This window comes from Thioalkalivibrio halophilus, assembly GCF_001995255.1.
GTDB classification, from domain to species: Bacteria; Pseudomonadota; Gammaproteobacteria; order Ectothiorhodospirales; family Ectothiorhodospiraceae; genus Thioalkalivibrio; species Thioalkalivibrio halophilus.
The window spans coordinates 57,371-75,010 of sequence record NZ_MUZR01000010.1; the positions used below are offsets into that span (position 1 = coordinate 57,371).

Below are 17,640 nucleotides of genomic sequence, written 5' to 3' on the forward strand. Positions count from 1 at the left end.
TGCGCTAGCCGAAGTCGCGGGAGTGGGTCACCAGGTCGCCGAGCCAGGTGCTGCGGTCGATGAGGCGGCGGGCGACCAGGTGGCCGACGCCGTCGGCCCACTGCCATTCGCCGTCGATCTCCAGCAGCTGGCCGTGCAGGACCTCGGCACGGAAGCGTTCCACGCGGTCGGGCCAGACGATCACGTTCAGCGTGCCGTGTTCGTCCTCCAGGGTCAGGAATACCGTGCCGTTGGCCGAGCCCGGGCGCTGGCGGGTGATCACCAGACCCGCGTAGCGGGCCGGGCCGGGGCGCCGCCGCGCGGAAAGCGTCGCGGAATCCGGCAGGCGCCGGCGTTCGAGCTGCGGGCGCAGCAGGGCCAGCGGGTGCGGCCCCAGCGTGAGGCCGGTGGTGGCGTAGTCCTGGACCAGGTCGTCCACCGCGTCGGGCACCGGCAGCAGGGGCGTGCGGGCGTCGTCCCCGGCCGGCGCCGGCTCGTGCGGCTCGCGTGGCTCGTGCGGGGCGTCGGCGGGCTCGGCGTGTTGCGGCAGGCCCTCGAACAGCGGCAGCGGCGCCTCCACCGCATCGGCGGCCCAGCGCGCCTGGTGGCGGTTGCCGGCCAGCGCCGCCAGGGCCCCGGCGCGCGCCAGGCGGCCGGCCTCGGTCCGGCTCAGGCCGGCGCGCGCGACGAGCTCGGGCACGTCGCTGAACGGGCCCTCGGCGCGGGCCGCCTGGATGCGTTCGGCGACCTCCCGACGCAGGCCCTGAACGCGGTTGAAGCCCAGACGCAGGGCCAGCGGCGCATCCGGCGCGTCCGGTGCATCGCTGGCGGGCTCCAGGCTGCATTCGGGCAGGCTGTGGTTCACGTCCACCGGCCGTACCTCCACGCCGTGGCGGCGGGCATCGGCCACGATCTGCGCCGGGCCGTAGAAGCCCATCGGCTGGCTGTTGAGCAGTGCACAGGTGAAGATCGCCGGCTCGAAGCACTTGAGCCAGGCCGAGACCCAGGTGATCAGGGCGAAGCTGGCGGAATGTGACTCGGGGAAGCCGTATTCGCCGAAGCCGCAGATCTGGCGATACAGCCGCTCGGCGAACTCCGCCGAATAGCCGCGCTCGCGCATCCCCTCCAGCAGCCGCTCGCGCCAGCGGCCGAGATCCCCGCGGCGGCGCCAGGCGCCGATGGAGCGGCGCAGCCCGTCGGCCTCGCCGGCGGAGAACCCGGCCGCCACCATCGCCAGTTCGATCACCTGTTCCTGGAAGATGGGCACGCCCAGGGTGCGCCCCAGCACCCGCTCGATCTCCGCATTGGGGAAGCGCACCCGTTCGGGGCGCGCCCGGCGCTTGAGGTAGGGATGCACCATCTCGCCCTGGATGGGGCCGGGACGCACGATGGCGATCTCGATCACCAGGTCGTAGAAGTTCTTCGGCTTCAGCCGCGGCAGCATGCTCATCTGCGCGCGCGACTCGATCTGGAACACCCCCAGGCTGTCGGCCTTCTGCAGCATCGCGTAGACCGCCGGGTCCTCGGCCGGGATGTCGGCCAGGCCCCAGTCGCGGCCGCGGTGCCGGTGCATCAGCTCCAGCGCGCGGCGCACGCAGGAGAGCATGCCCAGCGACAGCACGTCGATCTTCAGCAGGCCGGCGGCGTCGAGGTCGTCCTTGTCCCACTGGATCACGCTGCGTTCGGGCATCGCCGCGTTCTCGATCGGCACCAGCTCGTCGAGCCGCCCGGCGGCGATAACGAAGCCCCCGGTGTGCTGCGACAGATGGCGCGGGAAGCCGACCAGCTCGGCGGTCAGGGCCTGCCACTGGCGGGCCAGGCCGCCGTCGGGTTCCAGGCCGACCTCGCGCAGGCGTTCGGGCGGGATGCCCTCGTCCCAGCCGGCGAGGTTGGCGGTCAGGGCATCCAGCCGCGCGCGCGAGATCCCCAGCGCCCGGCCCACGTCGCGCAGAGCGCTGCGGCGGCGATAGCGGATCACGGTACAGGCCAGTGCCGCGCGGTCGCGGCCGTAGCGCCGGTAGATGTACTGGATGACTTCCTCGCGCCGTTCGTGCTCGAAATCGACGTCGATATCCGGCGGCTCGCCGCGTTCGGCGGAGATGAAACGCTCGAACAGCATGTTCGAGCGCGACGGGTCCACTGCGGTGATGCCCAGCACGTAGCACACCGCCGAATTGGCCGCCGACCCGCGCCCCTGGCACAGGATGCCGCGCTCGCGCGCGAAGCGGACGATGTCATGGACCGTCAGGAAATACGGCTCGTAGCCCAGCTCGGCGATGATCCCCAGTTCACGCTCGATCTGCGCCTGCACCGCCTCCGGGATGCCGTCGGGCCAGCGCTCGCGTGCCCCGCGCAGGCTCTCCTCGCGCAGGTACTCGGTGGCCGTGCGCCCGGGTGGCAGCGGGTCGGTGGGGTAGTGGTATTCGAGTTCGTCCAGGGAAAAGCGGCAGTCGTCGGCGATGGCGACCGCGTGGCGCAGCCAGGCGGCGGGATACAGCGTGGCCAGATCGGCGCGCGGGCGCAGGCAGCGTTCGCCGTTGGGGAACAGCTCGCCGGCGGCCTGCGCGACCGTGCAGCGGTGATGCAGGGCGGTCAGGACATCCTGCAGTGCGCGGCGGCCGCGGGCATGCATGTGCACGTCGCCGCAGGCCGTCACCGGCAGGCCGTGTTCCTGCGCGAGCTGCCGTGCCCGGGCGATCTGCGCCGGATCCCCGGGCGTGCGCAGCAGCGCTACCGCCAGATGTCCCTGGCCCGGCGCGGCCCATGCCCGCAGCCAGGCCGCCGCGTCGGAGAGGCCGGGGGCGTCGGTTTCCGGCCACAGGTGCAGCAGCACATGCCAGCCGGCGCGGGCCTGCGGCGGGACCGCCTCCAGATCCGCCCGCGTCAGGTGGTGCTCGCCCTTGTCCGCGGCCCCGCGTGCGGTGGTGATCAGGCGGCACAGGGCGGCGTAGCCCGCGCGGTCGCGCACCAGCACGGTCAGCTCGGGTCCGTCCGCCAGCTGCAGGCGGGCGCCCGGGATCAGATGCAGCCCGACCCGCTGCGCCGCCTCGTGCGCGCGCACCGCCCCCGCCAGCGAGGCGGTGTCGGTCAGCGCCAGTGCGCGATAGCCCAGTGCCGCCGCGCGCTCTACCAGCTCCTCCGGGTGCGAGGCCCCGCGCAGGAACGAGAAGTTGCTCAGCGCCGTGAGTTCGGCAAAGGCCGGGGCGGTTTCGCCTTCGGGTGCGCGTTCGTCCATATACTGTATATTTGTACAGTATCACGGGCGAAGCAAGCCGCCCCCCGGAATCCGGGGGACGGCAAGGGGTTGTCAGGGGGCTTCAGGGGTGTAGCAGGGGATCAGCGGCCCAGGCCGGTGAGGCGCGCGGGCTCCAGGATCTCGATCCAGTAGCCGTCTAGGTCCTTCACGAAGGCGATGTCCTTCAGCCCGCCCTCGTCGGGGCGCTTCACGAACTCCACGTTATTCTGGTCGAACCAGCGCACGGCGGCGTCCAGGTCGGGCACCGAGAAGCAGATGTGGCCGAAGCCCTGCGGTTCGGAATTGCCGTCGTGGTAGTGAAAGTCCGGATCCTTCTCGGTGCCGTAGTTGTAGGTCAGCTCGAGGATGCCGCGCTGGCTGAACATCCAGCGGGTGCGTTCGCCCTCGTCCTGCGGCGGCGCCGGCTCACCTTCGTCCTGGCGGGCGAGGAAATACAGCGTGAACTCGAACTCCGGGAAGTCCAGGGTCTTCACCAGCTCCATGCCGAACACGCGCCGGTAGAAATCCAGCGACGCGTCCGGGTCCTTCACGCGCAGCATGGTGTGGTTGAAGCGGAAGCCTGCGGTCGGGTTGTCGCTCATCATGCGTTCCTTTGGGACGTAGGGATGTGCAGGAGACTGGTACCGGGTCCGACCGGTTCCCGGGCCGGGCCGCGTGTCAGCTGCAGAACGGCCCGACCTGCCAGAAGCGGCGACAGCGGAACTCGGATTCGCAGCTCTCCAGCTGGCTCGCGTACCGGCCGGCGCGGTCGCGCACCTGCCGCGCGGCCCGCTGCACCCCCGGCTTGCCGCGGTAGCTGCCCCGGTTATAGCCGCCCTGGCCCTCGTGGTAGGCCAGATACAGGTGCTCCGGGTTGTGCAGGGAGACCCCGGTCATGCGGCGGGTGCGGTCGTTGTACCAGCCGATGAAATCGGTTGCATGCTTCATGTGCGTGCGTCGGGCGAAGCGGCTGCCGGCATCCTCGCGGTATTCGCCCCACACCGGGTCCTGGGCCTGGGCGTAGCCGTAGGCCGAGGACGGCCGCCGCCAGGGGATGATCCCCAGCAGGCGCTCGCGGTCGGGGCGTACGTGCGAGCGGAACGAGGATTCCTGCTGGATGATCGCCATCTGCGTGGCGATGGGCGTGCCCCATTCCTGCTCGGAATCCCGGGCGTAGTCGTACCACCGGGGCTCCTCGCGGAAGATCTCGCAGATGTTGCTCTGCTCCTGCGGCGGCGAGGGCGAGAACATCGCACAGCCGCTGGTGGCCAGGATCAGCACCAGAACGACCAGGGTACGCAGTGCCATCGTCGAATTCACCCGGACCTCCCCGAGGTGGTTGCGTGGAATACCCGGAGTATAAAGCAGGGTGAACCGGGGTGACATCGGCCGGGCAAGCGCGCGGGAGCGGTGTCCGGGAGGTCGTCAGGGCCGCGCGGGCGTGGCGGGCCGGGCCAGCCAGTTCGCGTCGAGCGGGTGCAGTGCGGGGTCGAGGGTCCACGGGCCCGGGGGTGGTGCGCCGGGGTCGTGGACCAGCGGGCGGATGTAGCGCAGGAAGGTGTCGCGCGGGAGTTCCACGGCGCCCAGGTTCACCAGGTGTTCGGTGGCCATCTGGGTGTCGATCAGCGGCCAGTCCCAGGCGACCATGTGGCGGCACAGCCAGGCCAGGGCCACCTTGGAGGCGTCACGCTCGTGGCTGAACATGGATTCGCCGCAGAACAGCCGGCCGGCGGCCACGCCGTAGAGCCCGCCGATCAGCCGCGGCCCCTGCCAGACCTCTACCGAATGGGCGTGGCCCACCCGGTGCAGCGCGAGATAGGCCTCCTGCATGTTCTGGGTGATCCAGGTGCCGGCGGAGCGGGCGCGCGGTCCGGCACAGCCGGCGATCACGCGCTCGAAGGCGCGGTCGAACGTGACCGTGTAGCCGGCGTTGCGCAGGGTCTTGCGCAGCGAGCGGCGGATGCGGAGGGCTCGCGGTTCCAGCACCGCGCGTGGGTCGGGGCTCCACCACAGGATCGGCTGGCCAGCCTCGAACCACGGGAAGATCCCGCAGCGGTAGGCGTTGAGCAGGCGCGGCACCGAGAGATCGCCGCCGGCCGCGAGCAGGCCGTTGGGTTCGTCCAGTGCCGTCTCTGCCGGTGGGAACGGCGCCTCCGGGTGATCCGGATCCAGCCAGGGGAGGGTGATGGGGCTGCGGGGGCTCATGCGGCGCCTGGTGGGTCGGTGCCGGGTCGGCCAGCGCCGGATCGGCCAGAGGGCTGGCCTCCTACCGGGGTTGGTCGGGCGGTGCCGGATCGGCCGGAATCGGATCGGCCAGAGGGCTGGCCTCCTACGATGGTGGGAGGCCGGCCCTCCGGCCGATTGTGCGTCGGGGCGGTCTCCTGCGCCGGATCGGCCAGGGGCTGGCCTCCTGCGGATACGGGATGGATCGCGGGGTTAATCGGGGGCATGGCCGGATTCTCCGTGGCGAAACGGGGAATGCTCGTGCAGGCGTTCGCAGTGGCTGCGCATCATGTCCGCCTCACGTTCGCAGAAATCGCGCACCGGCCCCTCGAAGCCCGGGGTCAGGATTGCGTGGATCGACCAGGTGGGTGTGGGCAGGAAGCCGCGCGGGATCTTGTGTTCGCCCTGGGCGCCGGGCTCGAAGCGCGTGAGCCCTTCGCGGATGCAGAACTCGATGCCCTGGTAGTAGCAGGTCTCGAAATGCAGGGCGTCCAGCTCCTCGGTGGCGCCCCAGAAGCGCCCGTACAGGGTGTCGTGGCTGCGGTAGCACAGCGCGGCGGCGATGGTTTCGCCGTCGCCATCCTCAGCATTGCCATTCTCCGGGCGGCGGGCCTCGAACAGCACCACCTGGTCGCCCAGCGCGGCGGCCGTCTCCACGAAGAATGCCTCGGTGAGCGTGGGGATGCCCATGTGCTTCTCGAAGGTGTCGACGTAGAAGCGATGGAAGCGCGCCCAGTCCTCCGGCGAGCCGGTGGCCCCGGTGACGGTACGGAAGGTGATGCCGGACTCCGCCACGCGCCGGCGTTCGCGCTTGATGTTCTTGCGTTTTTTCGACGACAGCGCGGCGAGAAACGCCTCGAAATCCGCATAGCCCCCGTCCGCGGCGTTGGTCCAGTGGTACTGGCAGCCCATGCGCTCGGGCAGCCCCAGCGGGGCCAGCGCCTCGCGGTCGGCGGACTCGGGGAACAGCACGTGGACCCCGGAGGCCTCCAGTTCGCTCCCGCGCGAGACCAGCGCGCGCAGCAGCTGGCGGCGCAGGCGCTCGGGGTCGGGGGCTTCGGGGTGCACCAGCAGACGGTGACCGGTGGCCGGGGTGTAGGGCACCGCGACCACCAGCTTGGGGTAATACTGCAGGCCCTGGCGCTGCCAGGCACCTTCCCAGGCGAAGTCGAAGACGAACTCGCCGTAGTTGTTGGTCTTGGCGTAGGCGGGGGCGGCGGCCACCAGCGCGTCGTCGTGGAAGATCAGCACGTGCTGGGGGAACCAGCCGAACTGACGCCCCAGACACTCGTGGCGCTCCAGCCCCTCCAGGAACGCATGGCGCAGAAACGGCTCGCGCCCGCCGGTGAGGGCATCCCACGCGGCGGGGTCGAGTTCGCCCAGCCCGTCGCGCAGTTCGATGCGCTCGTTCACCCCGGCGGGCGGGACGTCTTCATCGGTCGCCGCGCGGGCTTCCGTGCCCGGGGTCCCGGGATTGCCGGACGAGTGCTCCTCGCTCACCGCCGTGTCCGCGTCACAGCTGCTCGTCGAGATACTTCTCGGCGTCCAGTGCGGCCATGCAGCCGGTGCCGGCGGAGGTCACCGCCTGGCGGTAGATGTGGTCCATCACGTCGCCCGCGGCGAACACGCCCGGCACGCTGGTGGCCGTGGCGCCGCCGTCCTGGCCGCCCTTCACCTTGATGTAGCCGTTCTCCATGTCCAGCTGGCCCTGGAAGATGTCGGTGTTGGGCTTGTGGCCGATGGCGATGAACACGCCCATCAGCTCGACGTCCTTCGTCTCGCCGGTCTGCGCATGCTTGATGCGCATGCCGGTCACACCGGTCTGGTCGCCCAGGATCTCGTCGAGGTTGTGGTTCCACTCGATGTTCACGTTGCCGTTCTTTTCCTTCTCGAACAGCTTGTCCTGCAGGATCTTCTCCGCGCGCAGCGAATCGCGCCGGTGGACCAGGGTTACTTCGGAGGCGATGTTGGACAGGTACAGCGCCTCTTCCACGGCGGTGTTGCCGCCGCCGATCACCGCCACCTTCTGGTTGCGGTAGAAGAAGCCGTCGCAGGTCGCGCAGGCGGACACGCCCTTGCCGGCGAAGGTCGTCTCCGACTCCAGGCCCAGGTACTGCGCCGAGGCGCCGGTGGAGATGATCAGCGCATCCGCGGTGTAGGTCGCCTGGTCACCGGTCAGGCGGAACGGGCGCTGGTTCACGTCCACGGTATGGATGTGATCGTTGATCACCGTGGTGTCGAAACGCTCGGCGTGCTTCTTCATGCGCTCCATCAGCTCCGGGCCCTGCACGCCGTCGGGGTCGCCCGGCCAGTTGTCCACGTCGGTGGTGGTCATGAGCTGGCCGCCCTGTTCCAGACCGGTCACCACGACCGGGTTGAGGTTGGCGCGCGCGGCGTACACTGCGGCGGTCCAGCCGGCCGGGCCGGAGCCCAGGATCAGCAGCGGGCAATGGCGTTCGCTGCCATCGGACTTCTTCGAGTCATCGGTGCCGGTGGAAACCTGTACCGCACCGGTGGCGGCCGCGATGCCCGCGGGCTGCTTCTCGTCGCTCATGTACTCTCTCCTTGAAGTCGGGAAACGTTCGTATGGGCGGGATTATTGGGGCGCGGGGCGGGCTTGTCCAACATCCTCACCGCCGAAGTCGGGGCGGCCTCGCGATAAGCGAATTTCATGAACGCCTTCGCAACCCGAACCGGGGTCGGGGCATCACTACATGGAGCGGGCGGTGGACAACTCGGGGAGTGTCCACAGCCGCGACAGGACGCGAAATCCCCTGTCTTGTCCACAGGTTGTTCAGCCGTTGTTCCTGGATAGAGTACTATATGTTGTGGCTGGCAAGAGCCGCATCCCCGATCTATAGTATCCAGCGTCATCGCCACCGATGACACCCGAATTTCCCGGAACGACCGTAGAGCGCGAGGCCTGCCCCCATGTACAGCGACACCCAGACTGCCGAATCCGCACAGGACACGACCTATCCGCCGCAGTCCGAGCCCTCGGCGGAAATGATGGCCACCACCCCCGGTCAGCACCAGGTGATCCGCCGTAACGGCAAGGTCACCAGCTTCGACCCGGCCAAGATCGAGGTCGCCATCACCAAGGCCTTCCTCGCGGTGGAGGGCGGCAACGCCGCGGCCAGCCGGCGCATCCACGACATCGTCAAGGATCTCAGCGCCCAGGTCTGCGACAACCTGTTCCGCCGCGCCGGCACTCAGGGCACCACCGTCCACATCGAGGACATCCAGGACCAGGTGGAACTGGTGATGATGCGCGGCGGCCACCACAAGGTCGCGCGGGCCTACGTGCTGTATCGCGAACAGCAGGCGCAGAAGCGCGCCGCCGAGGCCGCCGAACACGGCCCCGCGGAAGCCGCCGAGGAGCCCACCCTGCACGTGACCCGTGCCGACGGCACCCGCGCCCCGCTGGACGAGCAGCGCCTGAAGGCCGTGGTCGACGAGGCCTGCGAGGGCATCGAGCACGTGGAAGGCGAGCGCATCCTCAAGGAAGCGCGCCGCAACCTGTTCGACGGCGTGGCCGAGAAGGACGTGGGCACCGCGCTGGTGATGGCCGCGCGCGTGATGATCGAACAGGAGCCGAACTACTCCGAGGTCACCGCCCGGCTGCTGATGGACAACCTGCGGCGCGAGGCCCTGAGCTTCGTCTCCGGGCGCCGCGAGGAGGCTACCCACGCCGAACTCGCCCAGCGCTATCCGGAATACTTCGGCGCCTACATCCGCCGCGCCGCCGAGCTCGAGCTGGTGGACGACGAGCTGACCCGCTACGACCTCGACAAGCTGGGCGCCGCGCTCAAGCCCGAGCGCGACCTGCAGTTCACCTATCTCGGCCTGCAGACCCTGTATGACCGCTACTTCATCCATAGCGACGGCACGCGCTTCGAACTGCCGCAGGCGTTCTTCATGCGCGTGGCCATGGGTCTGGCGATCAACGAGATCGACCGCGAGGCGCGCGCGATCGAGTTCTACAACCTGCTGAGCTCGTTCGACTTCATGAGCTCCACGCCGACCCTGTTCAACTCCGGCACCCTGCGTCCGCAGCTCTCCAGCTGCTATCTGACCAGCGTGCCGGACGACCTCGACGGCATCTACGGCGCGATCAAGGACAACGCCCTGCTGTCCAAGTTTGCCGGCGGGCTGGGCAACGACTGGACCCGCGTGCGCGGCATGGGCGCCCACATCAAGGGCACCAACGGCAAGTCGCAGGGCGTGGTCCCGTTCCTCAAGGTGGCCAACGACACCGCCGTTGCGGTGAACCAGGGCGGCAAGCGCAAGGGCGCGGTGTGCGCCTACCTCGAGACCTGGCACATGGATATCGAGGAGTTCATCGAGCTGCGCAAGAACACCGGCGACGACCGCCGCCGCACCCACGACATGAACAGCGCCAACTGGATCCCCGACCTGTTCATGAAGCGCGTGGCCGAGGACGGCCAGTGGACCCTGTTCTCGCCCAACGAGACCCCCGACCTGCATGATCTGGTCGGCGAGGAATTCGAGAAGCGCTACTGCGAGTACGAAGAGAAGGCCGCGCGCGGCGAGATCAAGGTGTACAAGACCCTCAACGCGGTCGACCTGTGGCGCAAGATGCTCGGCATGCTGTTCGAGACCGGCCATCCGTGGATGACCTTCAAGGACCCGTGCAACCTGCGCAGCCCGCAGCAGCACGCCGGCGTGGTCCACAGCTCCAACCTGTGCACCGAGATCACCCTGAACACCTCGGATGACGAGATCGCGGTGTGCAACCTGGGCTCGATCAACCTGGCCGCGCACGTGACTGACAGCGGCGAGCTGGACGAGACCAAGCTCGAGCAGACCGTGAACACGGCCATGCGCATGCTCGACAACGTGATCGACTACAACTACTACTCCGTGCCCCAGGCGCGGCGCGCCAACCTGCGCCATCGCCCGGTCGGGCTCGGGATCATGGGCTTCCAGGATGCCCTGTACAAGCTGCGCCTGCCGTACGCCTCCGAGGAGGCCGTGGAGTTCGCCGACGTGTCCATGGAGGCCATCTCCTGGCACGCCATCAAGGCCTCCACCGATCTGGCCGAAGAACGCGGCCGCTACGAGAGCTTCCCCGGCAGCCTGTGGAGCCAGGGCATCCTGCCGATCGACTCGATCGACAAGCTGGCCGAGTCGCGCGGTGACTACCTGCAGATGGACCGCACCCGGCGCATGGACTGGGAGAGCCTGCGTGAGCGCGTGAAGACCACGGGCATGCGCAACTCCAACACCATGGCCATCGCGCCCACCGCGACTATCTCCAACATCTGCGGGGTCAGCCAGTCGATCGAGCCGACCTACCAGAACCTGTTCGTCAAATCGAACCTGTCGGGCGAGTTCACCGTCATCAACCCCTACCTGGTCCACGACCTGAAGGACCGCGGCCTGTGGGACGAGGTGATGGTCAACGACCTCAAGTACTACGACGGCTCGCTGCAGCCCCTGGACCGCGTGCCCGAGGACCTCAAGGCGCTGTACGCCACCGCCTTCGAGTTGGACACCCGCTGGCTGGTCGAGGCCGCCTCGCGCCGGCAGAAGTGGATTGACCAGGCGCAGAGCCTGAACCTGTACATGGCCGAGCCCTCCGGGCCCAAGCTGGACGCCCTGTACAAGCTGGCCTGGGTGCGCGGTCTCAAGACCACCTACTACCTGCGCTCCATGGGGGCGACCCACGTGGAAAAGAGCACCGTGGCCGACAGCAGCCGGGCCAACAAGCTCAACGCCGTGAGCGGCGGCCCCGGCGACAGCACCGCGGGCTCCGACTCCGCGGCCGCCTGCTCCGTACTCGACCCCGACTGCGAGGCCTGCCAGTAAGGCAGGCCTCCGACCTCAACCGAACACGTAACACCGAATCGACAAGGAGAACGCACATGCTGTCCTGGGACGATCCGATCGCCGCGATCAAAGGCGAAAACCAGCAGGAACCCAAGGTCCGTCCGGGCATGGGCTTCCAGGAAAACGAAGACCTGATGACCACCGCCGGCGCCGCCCCCAGCGTCTCGCCCGAACCGGAGAACGCCGGCGGCCCCGCGCCCGACTACGACGAAGAAGCCCTGACCGGCACCGGCCTCGAGGACATCGAGCGCGGCGCCGAGCGCATCCGCGTGGACGACAAGAAGATCATCAACTGCAACGCCGACCTCAACCAGCTGGTGCCCTTCAAGTACCAGTGGGCGTGGCAGAAGTACCTGGACGGCTGCGCCAACCACTGGATGCCGCAGGAAGTCAACATGAATGCGGACATCGCCCTGTGGAAGGACCCGAATGGATTAACTGAGGACGAGCGCACCATCGTCAAGCGCAACCTCGGCTTCTTCTCCACCGCCGACTCGCTGGTGGCCAACAACCTGGTGCTGGCGGTGTACCGCCACATCACCAACCCCGAGTGCCGCCAGTACCTGCTGCGCCAGGCCTTCGAGGAGGCCCTGCACACCCACGCCTACCAGTACTGCGTGGAAAGCCTGGGCCTGGATGAAGGCGAGATCTTCAACATGTACCGCGAGGTCCCCTCGGTGGCCACCAAGGCGGAGTGGGCCCTGCCGTTCACCAAGCACCTGGCCGATCCGAACTTCCGCACCGGCACGCCCGACGCGGACCAGAAGCTGCTGCGCGAACTGATCGCCTTCTACGTGATCTTCGAGGGCATCTTCTTCTACGTGGGCTTCGTGCAGATCCTCTCCATGGGCCGGCGCAACAAGATGACCGGCGTCGCCGAGCAGTTCCAGTACATCCTGCGCGACGAATCCATGCACATGAACTTCGGCATCGACGTGATCAACCAGATCAAGGTCGAAAACCCGCACCTGTGGACCGAAGACTTCAAGAACGAGATGCGCGACATGATCGCCGAGGCGGTGGAACTGGAAGCCCAGTACGCCCGCGACACCATGCCCCGCGGCGTGCTCGGCATGAACGCCCCCATGTTCGAGGAATACCTGCACTTCATCGCCAACCGCCGCTGCGCCCAGATCGGCCTGGCCGAGCTGTACCCCGGCGCCGAAAACCCGTTCCCCTGGATGAGCGAAGTGCTCGACCTGAAGAAGGAGAAGAACTTCTTCGAGACCCGGGTAACGGAATACCAGACCGGGGGCGCGCTGAGCTGGGACTGACCCGGCGAGGCCGAGACCCAAAGACGCGGAGCCAGGGAAATGGCCATGCAGCAACAGAAGAGGGCGCCGCAAGTCGGCGCCCTTTTTTGTGGAGCTTTACGCCAGGTCCAGCGGGCTGCGTACCGCCAGTCCGCCCCGGTTCAGCACGTGCGTGTAAATCTGGGTCGTGGACACATCGCTGTGGCCCAGCAATTCCTGCACCGTGCGGATGTCGTAACCGCCCTCAAGCAGGTGTGTGGCAAAACTGTGGCGCAAGGTGTGGCAGCTCGCCTTCTTTGCGATACCCGCCCGTCGGGCCGCAGACGTCACCGCCTTTTGCACGGCCGTCTCGTGCAGGTGATGCCGACGCGTTGCACCGCTTCGCGGGTCCACGGAAAGCCGCCCGCTCGGAAACACGAACTGCCAGCGCCACTCCCGCGCTGCCGCGGGGTACTTGCGGGCCAGGGCGTCCGGAAGCTGGGCCTCCCCGAAACCGGCATCCAGGTCTCGTTGATGCAGCGCCCGGGCCTCCTCAAGATGCCTCGAAATCGGGTCGACCAGCGATTGCGGCAACGGGACGATACGATCCTTGTCGCCCTTGCCTCGCCGCACCACGATCAGCCCCTGATCGAACTCCACATCCTGGACGCGCAGACGAAGGGCCTCCATCAGCCGCATCCCCGAACCGTAGAGCAGGGAGGCGATGAGCCAGTGCATGCCATCGAGCTCCACCAGCAGACGGTTGACCTCGTCGCGCGAAAGAACCACCGGCAACCGTTTTGGCCGACGAGACCGCCTGAACGCTCCCAGATCACCCAGGGGTTTCTCCAGCACCTTCTCGTAAAGGAACACCAGCGCATTGAGCGCCTGGTTCTGGGTGCTGGCCGCGACATTCCGTTCCACTACCAAATGTTCCAGAAACGCAGCCACTTCCGCACCGCCAAGCTCATCCGGGGACCGCTCCTCGAAATGCCAAAGAAAGCGACAGACCCAGCCGAGATAGGCCTTCTCCGTGCGGAACGCCATACCCCGTGTGCGAATGGCCGAGGCCAGCCGTGCAAAGAGATCAAGGTGCTTGCGGATGAGCGGAGTAAAGCGCGTCTCGCCAACCCGTTGTGCGTAATCTTCCGGCGAAACCGGCGCAAACTCCCGTGCCGTCGTGGCATGTTGCGCCTCCAGCGTGCGCGCCGAATCCCGCCAGAACTCCCAGTCCGGCGGTGCCGTCCATTCTGGCTTCACGATGCTATACAGAATCCGTATAGCATCGACGGTCTGCCGGAACTGCCAGTCCTGAATCGACGAGTTCTTCCCTTCGCTGGTCAGATACTGAGCGATGTCCTCCGCCCCGAGTTCCGCCAGGCGACGACCGGGATACGCCGCGATAAACCGTTCCGCCCGGACCACGTACCAGCGTACCGCCTTTGGCTTAACCCCTTGAAAAATCGCCACATTCCGGTATCGCTCCCAGAAACGGCGTTCCCTTTCGGCACGACTTCCTGTCGCCATCAGCCGACCTCCTTGTTTATCCATGATTCGGTCATGGGTATGCTGCAGGAACAGCGGCGGCCAGAGCAAGGGACGGCGCTGCGAGAATCAGGTGCTATACAGATTCTGCATATCACCAATATGACAGATTCTGTCTAATCTACTGTTAGAAGAGGTCGAGTGTGGGCATCAAAGCTAATATGAAAGAATACATTCCGCTCTGGAGCTTCTTGAGAACCCTTCGCACCAATCGGCTTGTGAGCTCAACGTATATATGGCTGATAATAGTTCCCGTGGCCGCAAAGGCTACGGCCGGGTTAAATGAATATTTAAGCTTCGAAACGGGTGGGACAACACACAGCATAGCCCTTACATTGCCGTTCTCTTGGCAAATATTCTTCCTTTCGGCTCTTATGTTCGTAATTGGAAATATTCTATTCATAGTGTTTTCCCCGAAATTCATCAAGCTTTATTCAGATTTTGGGTACTTCACGCGATTGGGCGGCCGGATGGATCATCTGGAGGCACATAAAGACGAAGCCATGAAGGGTTCGGAGAACCAGAATAAACGCCTTCGGGAATTAGCTGGCATCAAACAAAATGAGAAGTCAGAGCCGGAGAGGTCAAAGGATCTATTCTGGGCCCTGCATGAGAATTACAACGACAAATGCATTGTTAAGCGTTTTCTTGTTTCCCTGGCTTACCTTTTAGGATTTCTTCTTTTTTCATGGGTTGCTTTGAGCAATATATATTGGGCGCTCAAAGAAATATTCTTCTAACAAGGCCATCCAGCCGACGCTCGTACCTCGCGCGGCTGATGGCTAGCGTTGGGCGGCATAAACTCATCGATAAGGAGAAGAGCGTGAACTCAGGACCTCTATTAGAAAAGATACGCGGTCGGGTTTCTTCCGATAAAGATGAGGGTGATATAGCATACTTTTACGCCCTTTTGCTGGAGCTAGAATATCTCACGAAATTGACCGTATTGGGTGTTGTTGCATCCTTAAGCGAAGATGTGGACCGGAACAGATACTCAATTGAATATCAGTTAGTTAGGTGCGATTCGATTGGGGATTGGGTTCAGGTATTGAATTCGACTTTGACTGGCCCTGCAGCTCAATTTTTTATTCCCTCTGCTACTCATATCGCTCGAGACCTTACTGAAAGAGTAAAGGAAAACGACTGGAGATATGAGGTTGTGTCACTGGTGTCGAGTGCTGCAGCCCACTTTGGGCTTGAAAGCCGTATAGGCAATCGCGTTGCCCTAAGACAATTTTTCGATTTTGGCGCAGCCATTAGAAATCGAACCCGTGGGCATGGCGCTCCAACGACAGGCCAGTGTAATAGAGTGTGTCTGCTTCTTTCAGACGCCATAGGGCTGGTTTGGGAAAACCATAAATTGTTTCAGCATGACTGGGCCCATATTCATCAAAACCTATCAAAGAAATACCGAGTCTCCCCATTGCTTGGCGATTGCAGCGATTTTGAATTCCTGAAGAAAACGCGAGACGAATCGCTCCCGGATGGGGTTTATGTCAGTGTAGATAGGCTTGTTAAGGTTCCGCTTGTTTTCACGAATACAGGTTTGTCAGACATATTTCTTCCCAATGGGAATTACAAGGCGAAAGAATTTGAGACACTGTCATACATCACAAATGAAATTAACAGAGAGGATGGGTCATCATGGTCGACACCTCCGGGAAGGCTTCCTCCAAGCCACACGGAGGGTAAAGGTTCCCTAGATCAATTGGGTAGCACCTTTACGAACATGCCTCAGGCCCCTGGTGGCTATGTCCCGAGAGAAAAAATTCAGACTTTGCTAAAGGAAGAACTCCTGAAGCGTGATCGTCACCCTATAGTTACTTTGACAGGGCCAGGAGGTATTGGGAAAACGTCGCTAGCGTTAGCGGTTATTAAGGATCTTGTAAATCAATCTGATTGCCCATATGAGGTGATTCTCTGGATGAGTTCTCGGGATGTTGACTTGCTTGATTCGGGGCCGAAGCCGGTAAGTCCAAGAGTTGTGAACAGAAATGCTATTGCTAATTCGGCCGTCGAGCTATTGGAGCCTTCAGAGAGGAATGAGAAAACATTTGAATCGCAGAGATTTTTCGAAAACTGCCTTGCTGAAGGCGCTGCCGGTACAACACTCCTTGTGTTTGACAACTTCGAAACAGTGGAGAGTCCGGCCGATATTTTCAACTGGATAGATACGCACATCCGCCCGCCAAACAAAGTACTTATTACCACGCGATTTCGGGATTTTCACGGCGATTTTCCAATCGAAGTTGGCGGGATGACAGACTCTGAGGCTGCAAGTCTAATTGACCAAGAGGCAAAGCGGTTGGGAGTATCCCATCTTCTTTCGGCCGATTACATCAATCAACTCATCAACGAATCGGATGCCCATCCGTATGTAATGAAGATGCTATTAGGTCAGGTTGCGATAGAGGGCCGAGCAGTGAAGCCGGATAGAATAGTTGCTGGTGCCAATCAGCTTCTAGTGGCCTTGTTTGAGAGAACTTATGAAGCGCTAAGCCCTGCTGCGCAAAGAGTGTTTTTGCTCTTATCTAGCTGGCGTGTATTTGTCCCTGCGATTGCGGTAGAGGCAGTTGCGCTACGACCGGGAAATGAGCGGTTTGATGTGCAAGATGCCTTGGATGAATTGCGGCGGTTTTCTCTAACGGAAGAAGTTCTTTCCTCAACTGAAGATGAAATATTTGTCGGCATTCCTCTCGCCGCCGCTAGTTTTGGTCGGCGGAAGTTGGAAGTGAGTCCTTTTAAGGTCGCCGTAGAGCAAGACCGAAAATTGTTAATGGAGTTTGGCGCTGGAGATAAGGAATCATCTCGGCACGGTGTCATGCCAAGAATCGACCGATTAGTCGGTGTTGCTGCGCAGAGGGCCGCTGACAATCCTGAAGCCCTAGATGCTTTTATTCCGGTCCTCGAGTTCCTTGGCTCCCGTATTCCAGAAGCCTATTTAAGAATCGCACGGCTGTTGTCCGAACTGAAGGGTGATGAGCAAGCTCATGATAGAACTAAAGGGTATATTAGGCGTTACTTAGAGAGCGCTGATCCAAGTGACCGGGAGGGGCCCTGGTTCTGGCTCGCAGATCTTTGTCATGAAAGCAATGACGCAGTCGGCGAAATCCATGCGTTAGGTGAGATTGCGCTTCTTCCTGGCACCAAATCTGAGACAATCGGTATCGTGGCGAATCGAATCAACAATCGGTTGCGCGAGTTAAAAACACGTGGGGTGGAGGAATCATGGTCAGATGAGGTCCGGCAATTGATAGAGCGCGTTGCAGAAGAGATGGCAAAGAACTTAAACCACCTAGATGCGACCGACTGCTCACGCTTGGCTTGGCTCTATCTGAATATTGGAAATGAAGATCGAGCGCGTGACATTGCACATACGGGAATCAAAAATGAACCATACAACGAGCACTGTCAAAAGCTAGTAGAGCGGCTGGATGCATGATTCGTGGAGGATGTCTTTGAATCCTACATCTGCAAAATGCCGCCCAACAAGGCGCTCCACCGGACGTCAATTGCGCTGCGCTCCATTGTAGCCGGTGAGCTTTGTCGTTGGCGCTATCTGTCAACGTAGAT

Annotated in this window: 10 protein-coding genes and 1 pseudogene; 4 read left to right on the forward strand and 7 right to left on the reverse strand. The window is 63.8% G+C overall.

Annotated elements, in window-relative coordinates; genetic code table 11:
- Window positions 1–4: 4 nt before the first annotated feature.
- The 6 genes and pseudogenes from B1A74_RS04280 to trxB all read right to left on the reverse strand — a co-directional run.
- Window positions 5–3,214, reverse strand: a complete 3,210-nt coding sequence (locus B1A74_RS04280) for an error-prone DNA polymerase (protein ID WP_077243856.1) — start codon at window positions 3,212–3,214, stop codon at window positions 5–7.
- A gap of 101 nt (window positions 3,215–3,315) precedes the next feature.
- Complete coding sequence (gene gloA, locus B1A74_RS04285; protein ID WP_077243857.1) at window positions 3,316–3,816, reverse strand: lactoylglutathione lyase; 501 nt, start codon at window positions 3,814–3,816, stop codon at window positions 3,316–3,318.
- Window positions 3,817–3,892: 76 nt separating this feature from the next.
- Window positions 3,893–4,522, reverse strand: a complete 630-nt coding sequence (locus B1A74_RS04290) for a transglycosylase SLT domain-containing protein (RefSeq protein WP_208855979.1) — start codon at window positions 4,520–4,522, stop codon at window positions 3,893–3,895.
- 117 nt (window positions 4,523–4,639) lie between these two features.
- The gene (aat, locus tag B1A74_RS04295; RefSeq protein ID WP_077243858.1) at window positions 4,640–5,419 is read right to left on the reverse strand and encodes a leucyl/phenylalanyl-tRNA--protein transferase; all 780 of its coding nucleotides are present in this window, start codon (window positions 5,417–5,419) and stop codon (window positions 4,640–4,642) included.
- Window positions 5,420–5,650: 231 nt separating this feature from the next.
- Entirely contained in the window at window positions 5,651–6,937 is a 1,287-nt protein-coding gene (locus B1A74_RS04300; protein ID WP_077243859.1) for a GNAT family N-acetyltransferase, read from the reverse strand.
- 13 nt (window positions 6,938–6,950) lie between these two features.
- Window positions 6,951–7,961 (reverse strand): annotated as a pseudogene (gene trxB, locus B1A74_RS04305) (thioredoxin-disulfide reductase); the annotation flags it as partial.
- 407 nt (window positions 7,962–8,368) lie between these two features.
- Between trxB and B1A74_RS04310 the strand changes: the two are divergent.
- Together B1A74_RS04310 and B1A74_RS04315 are read left to right on the forward strand one after the other, a co-directional pair.
- Window positions 8,369–11,269: a ribonucleoside-diphosphate reductase subunit alpha gene (locus B1A74_RS04310; RefSeq protein ID WP_077243861.1), complete on the forward strand. Its 2,901-nt coding sequence runs from the start codon at window positions 8,369–8,371 to the stop codon at window positions 11,267–11,269.
- 56 nt (window positions 11,270–11,325) lie between these two features.
- The gene (locus B1A74_RS04315; RefSeq protein ID WP_077243862.1) at window positions 11,326–12,564 is read left to right on the forward strand and encodes a ribonucleotide-diphosphate reductase subunit beta; all 1,239 of its coding nucleotides are present in this window, start codon (window positions 11,326–11,328) and stop codon (window positions 12,562–12,564) included.
- A gap of 96 nt (window positions 12,565–12,660) precedes the next feature.
- Here B1A74_RS04315 and B1A74_RS04320 read toward each other — a convergent pair whose 3' ends face one another.
- Window positions 12,661–13,947 (reverse strand): integron integrase, encoded by a 1,287-nt coding sequence (locus B1A74_RS04320; RefSeq protein WP_077243863.1) that lies wholly within the window; start codon window positions 13,945–13,947, stop codon window positions 12,661–12,663.
- Between the two features lie 263 nt (window positions 13,948–14,210).
- Here B1A74_RS04320 and B1A74_RS14115 point away from each other — a divergent pair, with 263 nt between their 5' ends.
- On the forward strand, window positions 14,211–14,807 hold the full coding sequence (locus tag B1A74_RS14115; protein ID WP_143592225.1) for a hypothetical protein: 597 nt from the start codon (window positions 14,211–14,213) through the stop codon (window positions 14,805–14,807).
- An 83-nt stretch (window positions 14,808–14,890) separates the two neighbouring features.
- Window positions 14,891–17,509: an NB-ARC domain-containing protein gene (locus tag B1A74_RS14120; protein WP_143592226.1), complete on the forward strand. Its 2,619-nt coding sequence runs from the start codon at window positions 14,891–14,893 to the stop codon at window positions 17,507–17,509.
- The last annotated feature ends 131 nt before the right edge of the window (window positions 17,510–17,640 follow it).